The sequence below is a fragment of the Caulobacter sp. P1_D6 genome, from assembly GCF_056406095.1.
Genome location: NZ_JBFUAW010000042.1, coordinates 40,278 through 60,978, shown reverse-complemented (window position 1 = coordinate 60,978; position 20,701 = coordinate 40,278). Strand labels below are relative to the sequence as shown.

Below are 20,701 nucleotides of genomic sequence, written 5' to 3'. Positions count from 1 at the left end.
ATGTTCGGATGTAGGGGATCGCAGTCATGACCACCACCCAAGACAAGAGTGGCGAGCGCGTGACGGCGGCGGTTCTGATCATCGGCGACGAGATCCTGTCGGGCCGCACCCAGGACGTGAACCTCAACGCCATCGCTAAGTACCTGGCCACCTACGGCGTCGATGTCTGCGAGGTGCGGATCGTGCCCGACGTCGAGCAGGAGATCGTCGACGCGGTCAACGCCCTGCGGACCCGGTACGACTACGTGGTCACCACGGGCGGCATCGGCCCGACCCACGACGACATCACCGCCGACTCGGTGGCCAAGGCGTTCGGCGTCACCGCGCCCGAGCATCCCGAGATCATGGCCCTGCTGCGCGAGCGCTGGGGCGAGCCCAACGCCGCGCGCCGGCGCATGGCCCACGTGCCCGAGGGCGGCACGCTGGTGAAGAACCCGGTCCAGGGGCCGCCCGGCTTCCAGATCCGCAACGTCTTCGTCCTGGCGGGCGTGCCGGCGATCATGCGCGGCATGCTGGACGACGTAGGCCCGCGCCTGCGCACCGGTGCGGTGGTGATCAGCAGGACCGTCCGCGTCACCGGCACCGGCGAGGGCACGATCGCCGCGCCGCTGGAAGCGGTGGCCAAGGTCCATCCGGACCTGTCGATCGGCAGCTACCCGTTCTTCGCTCCGCCCGACGTCTACGGCGCCAGCCTGGTGATCCGCGGCCGCGATCCAGCCGAGGTCGATGTGGCGGTGGAAGAGCTGGTGGCGGCGCTGACCGACGTCGGCGTCAAGGGCATCGAGCGCTTGGAGGCGGGAGCCGCCTAGGCCGCGCCCGCGGTCTCGTCCGGTTCGACCAGGGTCTTGGCCACGGTCAGGATGGTCTTGCGGCCCTTCGGGGTGGCCTGGCTGTAGGCCCGCAGCAGGTCGATGGCGCCCGGCGTCGAAAGCGCCGTCAGCATGGCCACGTCCTGTTCGGCCACCATGTCCTCGCCCACCAGGCTGCCGACCGTGGTCTGCAGCTTCGCGGCGATGCGCACCAGCATCGAGGCCGAGACCCGATTGGTGCCGCGTTCGTATTTCTGCACCTGTTGGAAGGTCAGGCCCAACACCTGGGCCAGTTCGTCCTGGCTGATCTTCATGTGTCGCCGCTGAACCCGAATGCGGGTTCCAACCGCGACGTCGATGGGGTCGGGACCGGTCGGCGTGTTCAAGGTGGGTTCCACACACAGAGGGCGATGTGGAACTATCGGCTTGGCCTTGGCCGGCCGCAATGCATTCTTGCACCTTGCGCGGCGCGTCGGGTGTCCGCCGTATCGACGTCGAGCGTGATGGACAGGCCTTCGATCCCCGCGGCTCCCAATATCGAGCTGCTCACCCAGCGTGAGCGCGAGGCTCTGCGCTGGGTCGCCGAGCACAGGCTTTCCAAGGAAATCGGCCCGCTGATGGGCGTCTCCAAGTCGCGCGCCGACGCCCTGGTCGAAAGCGCCTGCCGCAAGCTGGGCGTCAGCGGCCGCCGCGCCGCGGCCCGGGTGCTGAGCGCCCACGAAAACGCCGCGCCCGGCTATGGGCCCGGCTATGGGACTGAATCCCACCCCGACTCAATGGGACTGTCGTCCGTCCCGCCGCCGCCGTCTGCTGCCGTCTCGACATCCCAAGAGGCGGACGAAGACAGTGATCATGAGCGTGATGAACGACAACGAGGCGACCAATCTGGCGGGGGCTCGCCTGGGCTTGCTGGTCCGCAAGGCGCTGCAGATCCGCGACGCGGTGGAGACTTTCGACCGCGACTGGCCGCCGTTGCTGAACCGGCCGCCGATGCCGGTATTCGCCTGGACGGAGCTGGAGCGACAACTGCTGAGCCTGGCGCCCGACGACTTGGCGCCGATGGTCCGCGACCTGGTCTCGGCGGTGCGCAAGGAGGCCAGCCCCAAGCCGCCGGAGATGGTGCTGCGCGAGATCCTGATCATCGCGGCCACGGTCCTGGACGAAGCTTTTCACGAGAAATGGGCGGACGGTACGATCATGTCCTGAACCCCGCGATGCGGGTGTTGGTCGTCCTCGCCATAGCCGCTGCCTGCAGCCTGCTGATCGGCGCGCTGCTGGGGACGCGGCAAGTGGCCCACTTCTTCCAACACTTGCGTTACGGCTGATCCCCCGGGGCTGAACCCCGCACGGGCGCCGGGCGTCCGCCGTCCGTTCAGCAATGCGCCCGAGGGCGCGGGGAGACCGTCACATGAAACGTCGCATCGTCGCCGAGCAGTTGGCCAGCCGCCTGTTCACCACCGAGGAGGCCGTCGACACCACCCTGGCCCTGATGGGCGACCTGATCGCCGCCATGCCGCGCGCGCGTCTCGAGGCGGGCCTGGCCGTCGGCGTGGGTCAGCAGGCCGTCGATCGCGTGCTGGAGGCCGCCTCCGGCATGGCCCACGCCCGCCGCTCGCTGATCGCCGCCCATGAGGCCCTGGCCGAAGCCCGGGATCAGGTCGGGCTGCGGCGCGTCACCCTGGTGGGCGGCGGCGACAAGACCGAGGGGGGCGTCCCGCCCACCGGCCACCTGCGCGAGGTCCAGAGGGTCTAGCCGCGCCGAAGGTCCTTGGCGGGGCCTCGATTCATGAGACACATGTCGCTCCTGGCGCGGGGGCGGCATGTCTCAGTTCTACGACCTCTTCTCGATCCTGCCGACCCAGATAGCGGCCCTGGCGATGCTGGCGGTCTGCGCGCTGGCCCTGCTGATCGGGCGGCGGCTGGAGCGCTGGCTGGCCGCGGCCACCGTCGCCGCCTGGTTCATCTCGGCCGCCGTCCAGACCTCCGACCGCGTCGGCGTGCAGTGGGGGATCTTCACGGTCGACATCGTCTACCTGCTGATCCTGATCTTCCTCTGCACGTTCGAGCGCCGGGTCTGGATCCTGTTCATGACCGCCTTCCAGTTGCTGGTCGTGCTGACCCACGTGGCCTTCATGATCGACCGGACGCTGATGCAGTGGAGCTTCTTCTCCGCCTACTACCTGTGGAGCGACGCCGAGCTGGTCGCCTTCGCGGTCGGCGTGGCGCAGGCCGGCTGGGGGCGATGGAGATCCAGGAAGGCCTGAGCGTGGGCGTGGTTCGCGATTGGCGCCCCGGCGTGGCTTGACGCATAGATTGCCCATGACCCGATCGCTTCCCGTCCAGGCCGTCCTCCAGCTGCGCAAGGGCCCCGCGTCCCGCGTCGGGCCCGATCGCATCCGGCTGCTGACGGCCATCCAGGACCACGGCTCGATCACCGCCGCGGCCAAGGAGGTGGGGCTCAGCTACAAGGGCGCCTGGGACGCGGTCCAGGCGCTGAACAACCTGTTCGAGCGGCCCTTGGTCACCGCCCAGACGGGCGGTCGCCAGGGCGGGGCGGCCCAGGTCACGCCGGCCGGCGAGGCGGTCCTGGCCGCCTACGTCAAGGTCGAGGACGGGCTGAGCCAGTTGGTCGGACAGCTGGAAGAGGCGCTCGGCGGCGCGGACGTCGATCTGAAATCCCTGATCTGGAGTTTTGGCATGAAGACCAGCGCCCGAAACGCCCTGCGGGGCGTCGTCGAGACCGTCACCGACGGCGCCGTCAACGCCGAGGTGACTCTGAGGATCTCGCCCAGCGTCGTCATCGTCGCCATCGTCACCCGCGACAGCGTGGCGGACCTGGGCCTGACGCCGGGCCGGGAGGCCATCGCCCTGATCAAGTCGAGCTTCGTGATCGTGGCCCAGGGCGACGAAGGCCTGCGGACCTCCGCCCGCAACTGCCTGGCCGGCACGGTGATCCGCCATGACGAGGGGGCGGTCAATGACGAGGTCGTGCTGGAGATGGAGCCTGGAAAAACCCTGACGGCCACGATCACGCGCGGCAGCGGCGAAGCCCTGGGCTTCAAGGTCGGCGCCCGAGCCCAGGCGCTGATCAAGGCCTCGCACGTCATCCTCGCGGTCGACTAGGACCGACGCCTAACTGATGCCGCGCGGCCAAACCGTCACGGATTTCACGCGCCTGTCACAGTGGCCCGCTAGCCCCGCCCCAACGAAAAAGCGGGGCCCTCCATCATGTTCGATCGTCACCGTCTCGCCACGGCGCTCGCGGTTCTCGTCCTCGGCGTCGCGAGTCCCGCGCTCGCCGACCCCGTCGCCTTGGGCGGCGCGGCCAATCTGCCGCTCAAGCAGAACGGCGGCGTCTGGCCGTCGGGCCACGTGCAGGGCGTCGCCGTCGATGTCCGGGGCGGCTACATCTATTATTCGTTCACCAATCTGCTCGCGAAGTACGATTTCAGCGGCAAGCTGATCGGCACGCTCGTCGGCTGGACGGGCCACCTGGGCGACCTCGATTTCAACCCGGCCGACGGCAAGGTGTACGGCTCGCTGGAGTACAAGGAAGACAAGGCCTTCTACATCGCCGTGATCGACGTGGGCCGGCTGGACCGGGTCGGCGTCGAGGCCGGCAAGACCGAGATCTTCCGCACGGTCTATCTGCCCGAGGTGGTCAAGGACTACGCCGCCGACCTGAACGGCGACGGGGTCTTCGAAGGCGACGACGGCAAGTTCAAGGGCGACGTCGTCGCCTCGCCCGATCACCGCTACGACTGCTCAGGCATCGACGGGGTGAGCTTCGGCCCCGAGTTCGGCCGTACCGACGGCACGCGCTATCTGACCGTGGCCTACGGGATCTATGGCGCCACCACGCGCACCGACAACGATCATCAGGTGCTGCTGCAATACGACATCGCCGACTGGGCTCGCTACGCCAGCCCGTTGACCGAGGCCGCGCCCCACCACAACGGTCCCGCCGCCGTGCACGGCAAGGTCTTCGTGCGCACCGGCAACACGCGCTACGGCGTGCAGAACCTGGCCTATGACGAGACCCAGCGGCGCTGGTTCATGGGCGTGTACCAGGGCCAGAAGACGACCTTTCCCAACTACCTGCTGTTCGCCGTCGAGGCCCGCGAGAAGCCTGTGCTGGCCGACCTCTTCGGCGTGCCCGGCCCCGGCGGCAAGGGATGGGAGCAGGGGCCGACGCTGGCGCTGGCCGACGAGGGCCTGAAGGACGCCGCCACGGGCGTCCGCGGATGGAACCAGAAGGCCGATGTCGGCCTCCAGCCCGTGGGCCATGGACTGTTCTACGCCGCCGTGAACGCCAAGGTCGAAGGCAAGCAGACCGCCGACCTGACGCTGATGCGCTGGACCGGCGACGCGCGAAAGCCGCTCGCCCCGGTGACGGCGCAGGAGCGGGACGCCTTGGCGAAAGCGTCGACCGCACCGTGAGTTTCGACGCGCGACCGGAGGTTGGAAACCTCCGAGATCGTCCGCCCGCGTGCAAAGAGGATTGAGTGTCACAATTGGCGTCTAGGCAGGGCGTCGAACCGAAGCGGCGCTGTCTCGTCGCTTCCGACGCTGGACCGCTCCGCCAGCGCAATGTCCAACCAACGGGTCAGGGATGAGCGGCGCCGACAGGCAAAGAACACGGTGGTTCCTGCGGAACATCCTGCCTCACGAGCCCGCGCTCAGAGGTTGGCTTTCGCGCAGCACGCCGTCGGGAGTCGATCCTGACGACGTCATCCAGGAGGCCTATACGATCCTGGCCGAGCTGGAGTCCGTGGACGCCATTCGTCATCCGCGCGCCTACCTGTTCCAGGTCGCGCGCTCGGTCATCATGCGTCACGTCCGTCGCGCGCGAATCGTGCCGATCCACACAGTCGACGATCTGGAACGGCTCGAGCATTTCGACGACGCGGCCTCGCCCGAGCAGCACGCGATAGACCGGGACGAATTACGCCAGTTGGCCCGGGCGATCGCGGCGATGCCCCTCAAGACCCGCGAGGCTTTTGTCCTTCGCCGGGTCCAGGGCATGCCGCAGCGGCAGATTGCGGCGCAGATGCGGATATCCGAGAATACGGTCGAGACCCATATTTCACGAGGCATCCTATTCTTGATTGATTGGTTCGGGCGTAGCGGAAACAAGCGGTCCCAAACCTCTAGGAATACGGAAGCGGAGATTGCCTCGATAGATGGCCGAGCGAGACACCAGTCGAGACATTGATCAGGCGGCGTCCGAGTGGACGGCGCGGCTGGATCGTGGGCCGCTGTCCCCGGAGGGAGAAGAGGCGTTCCAGGCTTGGCTGAGTGGGGATCCACGCAGCAAGGGCGCGTTGCTGCGCGCCCGCGCCGTGTCGATGATCAGCGAGTCCGCCCAGGCGCTCGGATCCAGCTTCGACCCGATCGCCTTCGAGGAGCCGAAGCGCTCGCGATTGGCGGGCGTGTCCCGTCGCCAGGCGCTGACCTGGACGGGGGGAGCGGCCGCCGCGGCCTCCCTGGTGGCGCTCGGCGTCGGCATGCCGGCCGCCGGGGCCGTCATCAGCACCGAGCGGGGCGAGATCCGCCTGGCGCCGCTCAAGGACGGTTCGACGGTGCTGCTGAACACCGAGACCAGGATCCGGGTCAGGTACAGCAAGGGCGAGCGCCTGGTTACCCTGCTCAAGGGCGAGGCCTATTTCTCGGTGGCGCGCGATGAAGAGCGCCCGTTCATCGTCGAGGTGGACGGTCGCCGCCTCAGCACGGTGCAGGCCGGCTTCCGGGTCCGCAAGCTCGACCAGGATCCGGTCGATGTACTGGTCAATCAGGGGCGGGTCGATGTCGCGGCCGCGCGGCCGTCCGCCTCGACCGGCGTCTTGGCGCTCAGGGACAACACGCGGCTGATCCTGTCCGATCCCGCCGGCTCCGCGGTCGAGCGTCCCCAGGCGATCACCCCGGAGACGGTCACCCGCGAGCTGGCCTGGCGCGAGGGCAAGCTGGCCTTCGAGGGGGAGACCCTGAAGCAGGCGGCGGACACCTTTGCGCGCTACAGCGGGACACGGATCCAGATCCGCGACGCGGGCCTGGCGCGTGAACCGGTGACCGGCCTGTTCGCCGCCAACGACCCCGTGGGCTTCAGCCGCGCCATCGCGCGCGTGTTCGACGCCAGGCTGGAACAGGACGGCGACGACGTCGTCCTGACCCGCGCCGCGTCCCAGGGTTCCGCCGCGCAATAAGAAGTTTTTGTTACCGATAGTGGAAGCCGCCGACTGACGGCTCTTAACCCCCGAACCTCGCGACTAACGCGATGACTGGGGGCTACCAGCCAATGAATTCTCGTCTTTCCGTCCTCGCCTGCGGGGCCGCCGTCGTGGCGCTCGCGGTCGCCGCGCCGGCCTATGCGCAGGAGCGCGTCTTCGACATTCCGGCCCAGGCCGCCGTTCGCGCCATTCCCGAACTGGCGCGCCAGGGGCAGGTGCAGATCGTGGCGCCCGCACGGAACCTGGAGGGTGTTCGGACCCCCGCCGTCAAAGGCCGGATGGACGTCCGCGCGGCGCTCCGCCTGCTGATCGCCGGCACGCCGCTGCAGATCGACACCGACGACGGCCAGATCATCACCCTGCGATCGTCCGGCCCCGGGGCGTCGAACGATGCCCCGTCCCAATCCCAGGCCGGCGTCGGCGTCGTGCGCGGCCGCATCCTCAACACCGCGACCGGCGAGTACGTCCGTAACGCCGAGATCCGTGTCGAAGGCACGACGATCGTCGCCTTCTCCGAGGACGGCGGCGACTTCCGCCTCGCCGGCGTGCCGAGCGGCGAGGCCACCGTCGTGGTCAAGTACACCGGCCTGCAGGAGACCAAGGTCGTCGTGGCGGTGACCGCCGGCCAGCAAGCGAACCTGGACGTCGCGCTGAGCCCGCAGTCCTACGCCGCCAGGGACGGCGAGGTGGAGGCGGTCATGATCGTCGCCCGCCGCGAGGGCCAGGCCGGCGCCATCATGGAGCGCCGCGCCTCGACCAACGCCAAGAACGTGGTCGCCGCCGACAACTTCGGCGCCCTGACCATGGGCGACGTGGGCGAGTTCATGAAGAACATGCCGGGCATCTCGATCGACTACACCGAGGTCGACGCCACCGCGGTGCGCATCGGCGGCCTGGACCCGAAGTACTCGACCTTCACCACCGACGGCGCCCGCATGGCGACGGCCACGTCGAACAACAACTCCGGCCGCCAGAACTCGTTCGAGCAGATGTCGATCACCGGCATCGACTCGATCGAGCTGAACAACACGCTGCAGGCCAACATGGACGCCGACTCCCCCGGCGGCGCCATCAACCTGCGCAGCAAGTACGCCTTCCAGCGCACCAGCCGCCTGCTGCGCTTCCAGGTCGGCGCCGTCGGCACGTCGGACTCCGGCCTCTCGCGGATCTATCTGCCCGACGACAAGCTGCACGCGCGGATCTTTCCCTCGGCCCAGGTCGGCTATGCCGACGTGTTCCTGGACGGTCGTCTGGGGATCGCGTTCAACGCCAGCTACAACGCCAACTACGTCCAGCAGGACCGCATCCAGACCGACTGGTCCTACCTTCCCGGCGGCCGGGTCATGCCCTACCAGGTGATGTGGCGTCCCGGCCCTAAGCTGACCAGCCGCAAGGCCGCCAACCTTTCCGTGGACTACAAGATAACCGACCAACTGGCGCTGTCGCTGCGCAGCACCTACTCGTTCTACGACGTCGAGTACTTCAACCAGTACACCTACCTGATCTTCGGCACGACGACGGTATTGCGGGCCACAGCGGACTCCACGCCCACCCACATCGTGGTCAATCCCAACGGGACCAACACCCGCCTGCATACGCAGTATTCCCACCGCTACGCCGGCACGCCCTCGGTGCTGTTCGCGCCCAAGCTGGAATACCGGGGCGACACGACCGAGGCCGTGCTGCGCACCAGCTATTCCAGCTCGCAGTTCAACTTTCGGGACAATGACGAGGGCTTCTTTCAGCGTACGGACAGCTACCTGACCCGCATCGGCTTCACCCTGGACCGCGCGTCACAGGATTCGAACGCCTGGACGCTGAAGCAGACCGCCGGCCGCGACTGGAGCGTGCCGTCGAACTTCAACCGCGACGACGACATCGGCAACAACATCCGCACGTCGCAGTCGAACGCCAACAACCAGATGTACAGCGCCTACCTGGACCTGAAGCAGCGGCTCAACATCGGCGAGGTGCAGGTCAAGGTCCTGGCCGGCGCCGGCGCCCGCACCAACGTCTGGAAGACCAATGAAGGGTCCTACAAGCAGTTCCAGTATGTCGGCCCGACCGGCGACCTGACCCAGAAGGCTCCCGAGGCCTACATTCCGTGGACCCAGAAATACCAGTTCAAGATGCTCGGTTTCGACGCGGGCAACATGAACGACCAGAACTGGCGCGCCGACAGCAACTACGCCGTCTACGACATCTACAAGGCGCACCCCGAGTACTTCGTGCCCGACACGGCGGGCAACCTGTCGCGCCAGTTCGCCAACAACAAGAAGGTCGGCGAGGAGATCGCCGCCGCCTATGTCGAAGTCCAGCCCCGCGTCGGCAAGGCGCAGTTCGACTTGGGCCTGCGCTTCGAGAACACCAAGACGGAGGCTCGGGTCGGCGAAAACGGGACCTACACCACGCGGCACGGCGAGTATGACGACTGGTTCCTCAGCGGCGGGGCCAAGTACGACCTCACCAAGAAGCTGGTCGGTCAACTGGCCTTCAGCCAATCCATCCTTCGCCCCGACTACGGCAACCTGGGCGGCGTCGTCTCGGTGGACGACAACAACCAGATCGTCACGGTGCCGAACCCGCTGCTCAAGCCCGAGCACTCGACCAAGTACTACGCCAGCCTGCAGTACTTCCTCGAGCCCTCCGGGATCATCGGCATCTCGGCCTACCAGCTGGACGTGGAGGACATGCAGGTGACCGGCCTCACGGTCGATCCCGAGGATGTCGGCTACGATCCCGACGCCTACGCCGGCTACACCTTCCGCAGCGCGCAGAACCTGCCGGGCACCAGCACCAACAAGGGCCTGACCCTGGAATACGACCAGCAGCTGACCTTCCTGCCGGGGGCGCTGAAGGGCCTGGGCCTGCGCGGTTCGATCACCAAGATCGATCCCGACGGCGAGCGCGTGAACCTGCCCAAGACGGCCGCCAACTGGGGCGTCCGCTACAGCAACGGCCGCTTCGACTTCCAGCTGACCGGCAACGCGCAAGGCAAGTATCGCACCAGCGCCTTGAGCAACACGCCGACCACCGCCAACAACGGCATCCTCTATCACACCGCGCGCGAGCTCTGGAACATCAGCGCCAGCTACAAGATCAACCGAAGCTTCGAGGTGATGCTGGCCGGGCGGAACATCTTCAACGCGCCTGACGTCATCTACTCCAACGTCCGCGACCGAGTGCAGCAGTACAGCATCTACGGTTCGATGTGGAACGTCGGGATCAAGGGCACCTTCTAGGCGCCGATCCCGTCCGTGGCCGCGCCGGCTCCCCTCGGCGCGGCCACTCTTCCTTCTGCCTCCCCCCCGCATTCCAGTCGAGGACCTCGTCATGGTTCTGAAGATCGATCGTCGCAGCATGGTTCTCGGCGCCGGGCTCGGGCTGAGCGCGCTCCTTCTGCCGGCCGGCCATGGCCTGGCCGCCGAACTGATCGGCGCCACCGGGTTCACCCACAGCGTGGCCAGCGGCGAGCCCGGCCCCGACGCCATGCTGCTGTGGACGCGCTACGTCCCCGCGAGCGGCGACGGCGTCATCCGGCTCGAGGCCGAGGTGGCGCTCGACCCGCAGTTCACGAAGGTGGTCTCGGGCGGCGTCGTCCGCACCGGCCCCTATCGCGACTGGACCGCCAAGATCACGGTCGACGGACTGAAGCCGGGAACGGTCTACTGGTATCGGTTCGCGGCCCCCGACGGGACCAAGTCCCCGGTCGGCCGCACCAAGACCCTGCCTGTGGGCGACGTCGCCCGCTTCAAGCTGGGCGTGTTCTCGTGCTCGAACCTGCCCGTGGGCTGGTTCAACGCCTATGGCCACGCGGCCGCCCGGCCCGACCTGGACCTGTGGCTGCACACCGGCGACTACATCTACGAATACGGCCTGGCCTCGGTCCGCGAGAGCGACCGGGCCGAAGGGCGGTCCCAGGAGCCGGCCCACGAGATCCTGGCCATCGCCGACTATCGCCTGCGGTTCGCGTCCTATCGCGCCGACCCCGATCTGCAGCGCCTGCACCAGATGGCGCCGATGGTCGCGCTCTGGGACGATCACGAGTCGGCCAACGACAGCTGGGAAGGCGGCGCGCAGAACCATCAGGCCGCGACAGAGGGAGACTGGAACATCCGCCGCGCCGCCGCGATGCAGGTCTATCGCGAGTGGATGCCGGTCTCGGACGAGCCCTGGAAGGCCTATCCGATCGGCACGCTGGCGACGCTGTACCGCACCGAATCCCGCCTGCTGGGCCGCACCCGCCCGGCCGACATCGGCGCCGCCTTCCGGTCGGACGATCCCGACGCCGCGCTCAAGGCGTTCCGCGACGGCGTCTGGCGCGATCCCTCGGCGACGATGCTGGGCTCGACCCAGGAAAGCTGGCTGGCGCACCAACTGAAGACCAACGCGCGCTCCACGGCGTGGCAGATGGTCGGCATGGGCACCATCATCGGGCGGACCGTGATGCCGCAGGACGCCGTCGGCTGGCTTCGCCCCGAGGTCACCGAGCGCAAGGTCGCCGGCTACAAGAACAACATCCGCGCCGCCAAGCTGGGCCTGCCGATGTGGATGGACCGCTGGGACGGCTATCCGGAGGCGCGGTCGCGACTGCTGAAGGCCGCGCAACAGGCCGATGCGGACCTGGTGATGCTGGCCGGCGACAGCCACAACGCCTGGGCCTACGGGCTGGTCGAGGACGGCCGGCCCGCCGGCGTCGAGTTCGCCGGCCAGGCCGTCACCTCGGGCGGCGCCGAGGGCGATTTCGGAGCCGATCCCAAGGTCGTCGCCCAAGGCTTCATGGCCGCCAATCCCGAACTGAAATGGGCGGACACCAGCCGGCGGGGCTACATGATGATCGACATCACGCCGCGGCGCGTGACCGGCGAGTGGCTGTTCATGAACACGATCAAGGCCCGCGACACCGCGCTTTCGGGAACCCACCGCATGCACGTCGAGCGCGGCCGGAAGGTGTTCGCGGCCTAGGTCCGCCAGTTCCCCGAGCCTAGGTCGGGAGCTGGTGCGGGCGGCCGGGGTCGAACCGGCATAGCCTTGCGGCTGACGGATTTTAAGTCCGTTGCGTCTACCAGTTTCGCCACGCCCGCGCTGGTCCTGCCCGTATAGGATGAGGGGAGAGTCTCGCCAAGGCCGTGCGAGCGCCGGGCGCCCTGGTTCGCGGCGCCGGCGTGAAACTTGACCGTTACGGCTCGACGTTCGGCGGGCGCGTGATAGCGTCGCCGTCCCCGATCGTCCGGGGACGGGGGATCGTGACCATGCAGCGCAAACTGGCCGTTCTGGCTTTCCTGACGGCGGCCTGCGCCGCGCCTCTGGCCCCCTCCGCGGTTTGGGCCGCCGACGTCGAGGTGGTGCGCGCCGCGCGGCTGCTCGACGTGGCCACGGGCAAGTACCTGGACAATCCGCAGGTGGTGGTCACCGACGGTCGGATCACGGCGGTGGGCAAGGCGGGCGACGCGGTTCCGGCCGGCGCGAAGGTGGTCGAGCTGCCGGGCGCGACCCTGCTGCCGGGCCTGATCGACATGCACGTGCACTTGGACAGCGTCGCCGAGATCGGCGGCTATCAGGGCCTGCAGTACAGCGACGCCTTCTGGAGCGTGGTCCAGACCCGCAACGCCAAGGTCACCCTGGAGGCCGGCTTCACCACCGTGCGCAATGTCGGCTCGGCCCAGTTCGACGACGTGGGCCTGCGCGAGGCGATCGACGAGGGTTACGTGCCCGGCCCGCGGGTGGTCAGCGCCGCCTATGCGATCGGCGCGACCGGCGGTCACTGCGACTCGACCTTCTTCCCGCCGTCGATGGACGAGAAGAGCCCCTACAACGTCGACAGCCCCGACGAGGGCCGCAAGCGCGTGCGGGAGCTGAAGAAGTACGGCGCCCGGGTGATCAAGATCTGCGCCACCGGCGGGGTGTTCTCGCGTGGCAACGAGCCGGGCCAGCAGCAGCTGACCCTGGCCGAGATGCAGGCGATCGTCGACGAGGCCCACATGGCCGGCCTGAAGGTCGCCGCCCATGCCCACGGCGCGGCCGGCATCAAGGACGCCATCCGCGCGGGCGTCGACACCATCGAGCATGTCAGCCTGGTCGACGACGAGGGGATCAAGCTGGCCGTCCAGAAGGGCGCCTACTTCTCGATGGACATCTACAACACCGACTACACCCAGGCCGAGGGCGCCAAGAACGGAGTGCTGGAGGACAACCTGCGCAAGGATCGCGACATCGGCGAGATCCAGCGCGAGAACTTCCGCAGGGCCCTGAAGGCTGGCGTGAAGATGGTCTACGGCACCGACGCCGGGGTCTATCCGCACGGCCAGAACGCCAAGCAGTTCGCCGTCATGGTGCGCTATGGCGCGACGCCGCTGCAGGCGATCCAGTCCGCGACGATCACCGCCGCCCAGGCCCTGGGCCAGGAGAAGGACGTCGGCCAGGTCGCCGTCGGCCGCTACGGCGACCTGATCGCGGTGGCCGGCGACCCGCTGAGCGACGTCACGACCCTGGAGAAGCCGGTGTTCGTGATGAAGGGCGGGGCGGTGGTCAAGCAGCCTTAAGCTCCGCCGCTTCAGAATGTCGCGGCGCCGCGAAGCCTGGACTTAACGCCAGGGCTTCGCGGCGGTGATAGTCCAGGATGGTCATTCCTCGGAGCCTCCCAGCCATGAGCCGGACCTCGGCCCACCGCGCGTTCAGGCGGACCATGACGCTGATCGCCGGCGGCAACCCGCTGTCGTCCGTGCTCCTGGCCATCGTCCAGGCGGTGGAGGCCGAGGACCCAGACATCCTGTGCAGCATCCTGCTGCTGGACGACGAGGGCCGCCACCTGCTGCTGGGCGCGGCGCCCGGGCTGCCCGACTTCTACAATCAGGCTCTGGACGGGGCCGAGATCGGGCCCGCCGCCGGCTCCTGCGGGACGGCCGCCTTCCTGGGACGCCGGGTGATCGTCGAGGATATTCAGACCGATCCCCTGTGGGCGGACTACAGGGACCTGGCCAGGCTCGCCGGCCAGGCCGGTCTCGCCGCCTGCTGGTCGCAACCGATCGTCGCCGCCGGCGGCGCGGTGGTCGGCACGTTCGCCATCTATCTCCGACAGATCCGCGCGCCGGACAGCGAGGACATCGCCTTCATCGAGGCCGCCGCCGAACTGGCCGCGATCGCCATCGACCGCCAGCGCGCCGAAGAGACCCTGGCCGCCAGCGAGGCCCGGGCCCGGCAAGCCGCCGAGGCGGCGCGGGAGACGGCGCGCGACCTGACGACCTTCTTCGACGTCTCGCTCGACATGCTGTGCATCCGCGACATGCGGGGCAATTTCGTCAAGCTGAGCCGGGCGTGGGAGGACGTCCTGGGCTACCCCATCGAGATGCTGGAGGGGACGCCGCTTCAGCCCCTGGTTCACCCGGACGACCTGCCCGCGACCCAGGACCTGATGGCGCGGGCCAATCTCGACGACGAGGTGGTCGGCTTCATCAACCGCTACCGCCATCGCGAGGGCCATTATCGTCAGCTGGAATGGCGGGCGCGGCGCTCGGGCGACCTGGTGTTCGCCGTGGCCCGCGACGTCACCGAACGGCTGAGCCAGCAGGCCGAGATCGAGGCGGCCAAGTCGGCCGCCGAAGCGGCCAACCGCGCCAAGACCGATTTCCTGGCCAATATGAGCCACGAGATCCGCACGCCCCTGAACGGGGTGATCGGCGTGGTCGCCGCCCTTGACCAGACCGACCTGACGCCGGCCCAGCGCGAGATGGTCGAGCTGATCCAGAGCTCCGGCGCGACCCTCGAGCGGCTGGTGTCGGACATCCTGGATGTCTCGAAGATCGAGGCCGGACGCCTGGCCATCGAGGAGCGCGACTTCGACCTCGACGCCGATTTGGGCGGCCTGCTGGAGATCACGCGCATCCGCGCCGGGGACAAGGGCCTGGCCTTCCGCGTCGAACGCTTTGGCGAGACGCGCGGCGTCTTCCGAGGCGACAGCGTCCGCATCAAGCAGGTGCTGGGCAACTTGCTGTCCAACGCCCTGAAATTCACCGACCAGGGCGAGATCGTCGCGCGGATCGCGGTGGTCGACCCCGCACCGGTCGACGAAGCCGCGCGCCTGATCATCGAGGTGGCCGACACCGGCGTCGGCTTCGATCCCGCCCTGGCGGCCACCCTGTTCCAGCGGTTCAGCCAGGCCGACACCACCATCACCCGCCGGTTCGGAGGCACGGGCCTGGGGTTGTCGATCAGCAAGACCCTGGTCGAGATGATGGGCGGCGAGATCGTCGCCGATTCCGAGCCCGCTCGCGGCAGCCTGTTCAAGGTGACCATCCCCCTGGCGCGCGCCCGCGGCCCGGCCGATCACGACGCGTCGCGCGAGGTCGCCGCGCCGCCGCTCGCTCGCTCGGACGGCCTGCGGGTGCTGCTGGCCGAGGACCATCCGGTCAACCAGAAGGTCGTGCAACTGATCCTCGCCCCGTACGGCGCGGAGGTGACGGTGGTCGAAAACGGCGCCCTGGCCGTCGAGGCGTTCGAGACCGGCCTGTTCGACGTGGTGCTGATGGACATGCAGATGCCGGTGATGGACGGGCTGGCCGCCACCCGCGTCATCAGAACCCGCGAACGCGAGCGCGGCGGCGCGCGTACGCCGATCATCATGCTCAGCGCCAACGCCATGGACCACCACCGGCAGGACGCCCTGGCGGCCGGCGCCGACCTGCATGTCGCCAAGCCGGTCGACGCGGTCGCCCTGATGACCGGCATCGGCCGGGCTCTGAACCCGGCCAGCGTCGCCGCGATCTGAGGGCGGCGGACCTGTCTGCGCGGGACAGGCTTCACCTTTCGCGCCGCAGCGCCTAAATCGGACGGCTCCCGGCCGCGTGACGGCCGCCCTTCCGCTTTCAGGCCTCGCCCTTGATCACCTTCGACGATGTTTCCAAGACCTATGCCGGAGCCGGCGCCAAGGACGATGGGCGCGCCGCTCTCAGCGGGGTCAGCCTGTCGGTCGCGCCCGGCGAGGTGTTCGGGGTGATCGGCGCGTCGGGCGCGGGCAAGTCGACGCTGATCCGGCTGATCAACGGCCTGGAGAAGCCGTCGGGCGGCAAGGTCGTGGTCGACGGCGACGACGTGGCGGCCCTGGGCGTCGAGGGGCTGCGGTCCCTGCGCCGCCGGGTCGGGATGATCTTCCAGCACTTCAACCTGCTGTCGTCCAAGACCGTGGCCGGCAACGTCGCCTTCCCGCTGAAACTGGCCGGTCGGCCAGAGGCCGAGGTCAAGGCGCGCACCGCCGAACTGCTGGCGCGGGTGGGGCTGAGCGATTTCGCGAACAAGTATCCGGCCCAGCTGTCGGGCGGCCAGAAGCAGCGGGTCGGCATCGCCCGCGCCCTGGCGACCGGTCCCAAGGTGCTGCTGTGCGACGAGGCCACCAGCGCCCTGGATCCCGAGACCACCGAACAGATCCTGGAGCTGGTCTCCAACCTCAACCGCGAACTGGGCCTGACCATCGTGCTGATCACCCACGAGATGGACGTGGTGCGCCGGGTCTGCGACCGGGTGGCGGTGCTGGAGGGCGGCAAGGTGGTCGAGACCGGGGCGGTCGAGGAGGTGTTCCTCCACCCGGCCAGCGCCACGGCCCGGCGGTTCGTCATGGAGGCCGACGGCGTTCCGGGCGAGGCCGGGGCGGCGGTCGACGGCCGCGTGGTGCGCCTGACCTTCCGCGGCGAGGCGACCTACAAGCCGATCCTGGGCGCGGTGGCCCGCGAGACCGGCGTCGACTATTCGATCCTGGGCGGCCGCATCCATCGTCTGCGCGAGACGCCCTATGGTCAGCTGACCCTGTCCCTGACCGGCGGCGACGTCGAGGCGGCGATCAGGCGGTTCCAGGCCGACGGCGTCCGGGTCGACCTGGTCACGGAGGCGGGCCGATGAGCGCCTTCATGGAGAACATCGACTGGTCGGAGATCGGCCAGGCGACGCTGGACACCCTGTCGATGCTGGGCGGCTCGATGGTGCTGACCGTGATCCTGGGCCTGCCGCTGGGCGTGATCCTGTTCCTGACCGGCAAGGGGCAGATGCTGCAGAACCGCGTGGCCAACGGCGTGCTGTCGCTGGTGATCAACATCCTGCGCTCGGTGCCGTTCGTGATCCTGCTGATCGTGATGATCCCGCTGACCGTGGCCCTGGTCGGCACCTCGCTGGGCGTGCCGGGGGCGATCCCGCCGCTGGTGGTCGGCGCCGCGCCGTTCTTCGCCCGCCTGGTCGAGACCGCTCTCCGTGAAGTGGACAAAGGCGTGATCGAGGCCAGCTTCGCCATGGGYGCCAAGCGGCGGCAGGTGGTGCTGGGCGCTCTGCTGCCCGAGGCCATGCCGGGCCTGATCGCCGCTGCGACCGTCACGGCCATCGCCCTGGTGTCCTACACCGCCATGGCCGGCGTGGTCGGCGCCGGCGGCCTGGGCGACCTAGCCATCCGCTTCGGCTACCAGCGCTTCCAGACCGACGTGATGGTGGTGACGGTGGTGGTGCTGCTGGTGCTGGTCCAGGCGCTGCAGATGGTCGGCGACGCGGTGGTGCGCCGCGTCTCGCACCGCTAGAACCCTCCCATGACCGACGACGACATCCCCATCCTGTCCGCCCCGCCGCCCGAGCACTGGGACGAAAGCTTCGCCCAGGGCCTGGTCGGCAAGATCATGCTGGTGAACCTGACCTATCTGGACGCCGACGGCGAACTGGAAGGGCGCGAGGCCTTCCACGGCGTGGTGATCACCGCCGATGCGGAGGAGGGGATCCTGCTCGACCTGCTGGGTCCGCAGGACGGCGACACCACGACCCTGCCGCCCCAGACCTCGAACATCACGGCCGCCAAGCCGGGTCTCTATCCGCTGACCGGCGGTGAGACGGTCGAGAACCCCGACTTCCTGTCCAGCTGGACCATCGCCGGGCCGGAAGAGCCGGCGAACGACGAGGAATAGGCCTCAGGCCTGATCGAACGGGAACGGCAGTCGGCCGGCCTTGAAGATGATCTGTGGATTCTCGTCGTAATCGCCCAGCTCGACGTCGGCCGAGGCGGCGAAGGCCACGACGCCTTCGCGGATCGGCGCCAGGCGCTCGGCCTTGCGGCGGGCTTCCTCGGCGTCCTTGCAGCCGACCTGCTGCTCGGCCTTCAGGCCCTTGCCGCGACCGGCCTTGTAGGCTTGGACGATATAGACGGTTTCTCTGGCCATCCTTCTCCAGGCGACCTGTTTGGCCTTCGGGTCAAGACGCGGGGCTGAAATGATCCAAGACTCTGCGCGTCGGTTCAGGAAAACTGATTTCCCGATCCGACGGGAAGCGGGCAATACCCGACCCGATTAATCGCCTTAACGGAGCCGTTCATGGTCGCCCGCCGCGCCCTTCTCGTCAGCCTCGCCGTTCTTTCGCTGGCCGCCTGTGGCAAGAAGCCCGCAGCCAGCAGCGCCGCCGACACCCTGACGGTCGCCGCCACGGCCATCCCGCACGCCGAAGTGCTGGAGTTCATCAAGCCGAAACTGGCCGCCGAAGGGCTGAAGATCGAGGTCAAGGTCTTCAACGACTACGTCCAGCCCAACATCCAGGTCGCCGAGAAGCGCATGGACGTCAGCTATTTCGAGACCCTGCCGTACCTGGAGACCTTCAACGCCGACAAGGGCACCAACCTGGTGCCGGTGATCGGCGTGCACATCGAGCCGATCGGCGCCTATTCCAGCCGCCACAAGGCGATCGCCGACCTGCCCCAGGGCGCGACGGTGGCCATTCCCAACGACGCCAGCACCGAGGACCGCGCCCTTCGCCTACTGGCGCGCGGCAATGTCATCGGCCTGGACACCAGCAAGAAGTCGCTGAGCCTCAAGGACATCGACAGCAACCCCAAGGGCCTGAAGTTCAAGGAACTGGAGGGCGCGACCCTGCCGCGCACCCTGGGCCAGGTCGACCTGGCGGTGATCAACACCAACTACGCCCTCGACGCCAAGCTGGACCCGTCCAAGGACGCCCTGCTGATCGAGGACAAGAACAGCCCTTATGTGAACTATCTGGTCGGACGGCCGGACAACAAGGACGACCCGCGCGTCCAGAAGCTGGCCAAGGCCCTGACCTCGCCGGAGGTGAAGGCGTTCATGGAGCGCAAGTACGGCGGCGCGGTGGTGCCGGCGTTCTAGGGCGCTAATCGGCCCGTCGGAGCGCGCCGGTCAGCGGGTCCACCCGCAGCAGCGGAGACTGGTCCAGGCCGCCGTGGGGATCGATCAGCGAGATCACCAACGGCGTAGCCTTCATCACCGCCACCGACGCGCCATGCGGATTGAAGACCTGTTGTTCTGGGTAGCGCTTCACGAGCATGGCGTTGAGGCGGCGAACCTCGTTGGCGTCGGTGACCTCGATGGCGTCGGCCGCCATCGACAGGCCGCGAAGATCGGAGCCGTCACCGTCATGCCGCCCGATCGCGATCGAGACCCGGGCGTCTCGCTGGATGTTGGCGAGCTTCTGTCCATCGCGGGCAACGACGAAATACAGCGTCAGGCCGTCATGGATGTAGCCGACCATGGTCGCCTGTGGCCAGCCGTCGGGACGCAGGGTGGCCACCGCCATGATCCGGTTCTCGGAGAGGATTTGCAGCGCCCTCTTGCCGGCTGCTTCGGCGGCTATGTCCGTGGAGGTCATGGCGTCGTCTCCTGCTCGCGTCGGATGACCGAAGGTCCGCGAAGAAAGCCGGCAGAAATCTCGGCGAAGAGCGGCGTGGCGCGGGCGCGGCTGCCGTGAAGACTAGCACAACCGCCGATTTCCGCTGGTGGTTTGCTTGCTTGCGTCCTGAAGTAGATCAGTCGCCCTAGGCGAAGCTGACATTTCACCGTACATATCAGGGCTTGCTTACTCGGAGCCCCGCCTTGCGACAGTTCATGGCCCCTGACGACGCCCTGGCCGGCGCCCAACCGGCTGGCGGCCGCGACCGGATGCTGGTGCTGGACATCTGCTCGTCTTCGGGGCTCGAGGACTGGTCGCCCGACCTGCAGAAGGCCAAGGTCTACGAGCGCATCCTGCTGGACCTGATCCTGGGTCGGCTGGCGCCGGGCGCGCGCCTGGACGAGCAGTCGTTGGCGGCGCGCTACGACGCCGGTCTGGCCGGGGTGCGCGACGCCCTGGGACGGCTGGCCCTGGAGGGGCTGGTGATCCGCCGCGCCCGCTCGGGCACCACGGTCGCGCCGCTGGACCTGGTCGAGCTGCGCCAGGGCTATGACGCCCGGGCCCTGATCGAGCCGCACTGCGCGGGTCTGGCCGCCAAGCACGCCAGCAAGGCCGAGGCCGACGCCATCCGCGCGGCCTTCGACGGCGGCGAGCAGGCCGCGCGCGACCGCGACCTGCCGGCCCTGGTGGCCATGGACCAGCGCTTCCACGCCGCCGTGGCCCGCGCCGGCGGCAACATGGCCCTGGCCCGCATCCTCATCCCCCTGCAGCACAAGGCCGCCCGCTACTGGGTGTTCTCGTTCGGCGCGGCCACCGAGGCCGAGCTGATCTCGGACGTCGAGCAGCACCGCGCCGTGGCTGACGTGATCGCCCGCGGCGACGTCGAGGGCGCCAAGCTGGCGATGATGCGCGTGCTCAACATCATGCCCGAGGCGACCCGGCCGCTGCTGGAAGGCTGAGAGCGTCCCGCGACGCCTTCTGCTTTCCTAATCGCGGCCTCAATATAATTTCTTC

At 68.4% G+C, this 20,701-nt stretch carries 20 protein-coding genes, 1 tRNA gene and 1 pseudogene; 18 read left to right on the top strand and 4 right to left on the bottom strand.

Annotation, left to right across the window (positions count from 1 at the left end):
* Positions 1 to 26: 26 nt before the first annotated feature.
* Positions 27 to 809 (top strand): competence/damage-inducible protein A, encoded by a 783-nt coding sequence (locus AC1DYP_RS20910; protein WP_477047954.1) that lies wholly within the window; start codon positions 27 to 29, stop codon positions 807 to 809.
* On the opposite strand, the gene AC1DYP_RS20905 is transcribed toward AC1DYP_RS20910, so the two are convergent.
* The gene (locus AC1DYP_RS20905) at positions 806 to 1,195 is read right to left on the bottom strand and encodes a helix-turn-helix domain-containing protein (protein WP_477047953.1); all 390 of its coding nucleotides are present in this window, start codon (positions 1,193 to 1,195) and stop codon (positions 806 to 808) included. The genes AC1DYP_RS20910 and AC1DYP_RS20905 overlap by 4 nt on opposite strands.
* A gap of 24 nt (positions 1,196 to 1,219) precedes the next feature.
* On the opposite strand from AC1DYP_RS20905, the pseudogene AC1DYP_RS20900 reads away from it, so the two are divergent.
* The 10 genes and pseudogenes from AC1DYP_RS20900 to AC1DYP_RS20855 all read left to right on the top strand — a co-directional run.
* Positions 1,220 to 1,504: pseudogene (locus AC1DYP_RS20900) on the top strand (LuxR C-terminal-related transcriptional regulator); the annotation flags it as partial.
* A gap of 157 nt (positions 1,505 to 1,661) precedes the next feature.
* Positions 1,662 to 2,015, top strand: a complete 354-nt coding sequence (locus tag AC1DYP_RS20895; protein WP_477031896.1) for a hypothetical protein — start codon at positions 1,662 to 1,664, stop codon at positions 2,013 to 2,015.
* A 202-nt stretch (positions 2,016 to 2,217) separates the two neighbouring features.
* Positions 2,218 to 2,562: a hypothetical protein gene (locus AC1DYP_RS20890; RefSeq protein ID WP_477047952.1), complete on the top strand. Its 345-nt coding sequence runs from the start codon at positions 2,218 to 2,220 to the stop codon at positions 2,560 to 2,562.
* Positions 2,563 to 2,629: 67 nt separating this feature from the next.
* Positions 2,630 to 3,073 (top strand): hypothetical protein, encoded by a 444-nt coding sequence (locus AC1DYP_RS20885; protein WP_477047951.1) that lies wholly within the window; start codon positions 2,630 to 2,632, stop codon positions 3,071 to 3,073.
* Positions 3,074 to 3,128: 55 nt separating this feature from the next.
* On the top strand, positions 3,129 to 3,932 hold the full coding sequence (locus AC1DYP_RS20880; protein ID WP_477047950.1) for a TOBE domain-containing protein: 804 nt from the start codon (positions 3,129 to 3,131) through the stop codon (positions 3,930 to 3,932).
* 105 nt (positions 3,933 to 4,037) lie between these two features.
* Positions 4,038 to 5,249, top strand: coding sequence for a hypothetical protein (locus tag AC1DYP_RS20875; RefSeq protein WP_477047949.1), 1,212 nt, complete (start codon positions 4,038 to 4,040; stop codon positions 5,247 to 5,249).
* A gap of 172 nt (positions 5,250 to 5,421) precedes the next feature.
* Entirely contained in the window at positions 5,422 to 6,024 is a 603-nt protein-coding gene (locus tag AC1DYP_RS20870) for an RNA polymerase sigma factor (RefSeq protein WP_477031901.1), read from the top strand.
* Positions 5,993 to 7,012, top strand: a complete 1,020-nt coding sequence (locus tag AC1DYP_RS20865; protein ID WP_477047948.1) for a FecR family protein — start codon at positions 5,993 to 5,995, stop codon at positions 7,010 to 7,012. Before AC1DYP_RS20870 ends, AC1DYP_RS20865 begins: the two co-directional genes overlap by 32 nt.
* A 92-nt stretch (positions 7,013 to 7,104) precedes the next feature.
* Positions 7,105 to 10,278: an outer membrane beta-barrel protein gene (locus AC1DYP_RS20860; protein ID WP_477047947.1), complete on the top strand. Its 3,174-nt coding sequence runs from the start codon at positions 7,105 to 7,107 to the stop codon at positions 10,276 to 10,278.
* Between the two features lie 91 nt (positions 10,279 to 10,369).
* A complete protein-coding gene (locus AC1DYP_RS20855) occupies positions 10,370 to 12,001 on the top strand; it encodes an alkaline phosphatase D family protein (RefSeq protein WP_477047946.1) in 1,632 nt (543 codons plus the stop codon).
* Between the two features lie 32 nt (positions 12,002 to 12,033).
* Here the strand turns inward: AC1DYP_RS20855 and AC1DYP_RS20850 are convergent.
* A tRNA-Leu gene (locus AC1DYP_RS20850) sits at positions 12,034 to 12,120 on the bottom strand.
* Between the two features lie 168 nt (positions 12,121 to 12,288).
* Between AC1DYP_RS20850 and AC1DYP_RS20845 the strand changes: the two genes are divergently transcribed.
* The 5 genes from AC1DYP_RS20845 to AC1DYP_RS20825 all read left to right on the top strand — a co-directional run bounded on the left by AC1DYP_RS20845 (position 12,289) and on the right by AC1DYP_RS20825 (position 17,964).
* Positions 12,289 to 13,578: a Xaa-Pro dipeptidase gene (locus AC1DYP_RS20845; RefSeq protein WP_477047945.1), complete on the top strand. Its 1,290-nt coding sequence runs from the start codon at positions 12,289 to 12,291 to the stop codon at positions 13,576 to 13,578.
* A gap of 104 nt (positions 13,579 to 13,682) precedes the next feature.
* Complete coding sequence (locus AC1DYP_RS20840) at positions 13,683 to 15,800, top strand: hybrid sensor histidine kinase/response regulator (RefSeq protein ID WP_477047944.1); 2,118 nt, start codon at positions 13,683 to 13,685, stop codon at positions 15,798 to 15,800.
* A 110-nt stretch (positions 15,801 to 15,910) separates the two neighbouring features.
* Positions 15,911 to 16,924 (top strand): methionine ABC transporter ATP-binding protein, encoded by a 1,014-nt coding sequence (locus tag AC1DYP_RS20835; protein ID WP_477047943.1) that lies wholly within the window; start codon positions 15,911 to 15,913, stop codon positions 16,922 to 16,924.
* Entirely contained in the window at positions 16,921 to 17,586 is a 666-nt protein-coding gene (locus tag AC1DYP_RS20830) for a methionine ABC transporter permease (protein ID WP_477047942.1), read from the top strand. Before AC1DYP_RS20835 ends, AC1DYP_RS20830 begins: the two co-directional genes overlap by 4 nt.
* 9 nt (positions 17,587 to 17,595) lie before the next feature.
* Positions 17,596 to 17,964 carry a hypothetical protein gene (locus AC1DYP_RS20825; RefSeq protein WP_477047941.1) on the top strand — a complete coding sequence of 123 codons (369 nt, stop codon included), beginning with the start codon at positions 17,596 to 17,598 and terminating at the stop codon, positions 17,962 to 17,964.
* Between the two features lie 3 nt (positions 17,965 to 17,967).
* Here AC1DYP_RS20825 and AC1DYP_RS20820 read toward each other — a convergent pair whose 3' ends face one another.
* Positions 17,968 to 18,216 carry a hypothetical protein gene (locus tag AC1DYP_RS20820; RefSeq protein WP_477031911.1) on the bottom strand — a complete coding sequence of 83 codons (249 nt, stop codon included), beginning with the start codon at positions 18,214 to 18,216 and terminating at the stop codon, positions 17,968 to 17,970.
* Between the two features lie 150 nt (positions 18,217 to 18,366).
* Between AC1DYP_RS20820 and AC1DYP_RS20815 the strand changes: the two genes are divergently transcribed.
* Positions 18,367 to 19,167: a MetQ/NlpA family ABC transporter substrate-binding protein gene (locus tag AC1DYP_RS20815; protein ID WP_477047940.1), complete on the top strand. Its 801-nt coding sequence runs from the start codon at positions 18,367 to 18,369 to the stop codon at positions 19,165 to 19,167.
* Between the two features lie 4 nt (positions 19,168 to 19,171).
* On the opposite strand, the gene AC1DYP_RS20810 is transcribed toward AC1DYP_RS20815, so the two are convergent.
* Positions 19,172 to 19,666: a pyridoxamine 5'-phosphate oxidase family protein gene (locus AC1DYP_RS20810; RefSeq protein WP_477047939.1), complete on the bottom strand. Its 495-nt coding sequence runs from the start codon at positions 19,664 to 19,666 to the stop codon at positions 19,172 to 19,174.
* Between the two features lie 236 nt (positions 19,667 to 19,902).
* Here AC1DYP_RS20810 and AC1DYP_RS20805 point away from each other — a divergent pair, with 236 nt between their 5' ends.
* Entirely contained in the window at positions 19,903 to 20,646 is a 744-nt protein-coding gene (locus AC1DYP_RS20805) for a GntR family transcriptional regulator (RefSeq protein WP_477031937.1), read from the top strand.
* Positions 20,647 to 20,701: the final 55 nt, after the last annotated feature.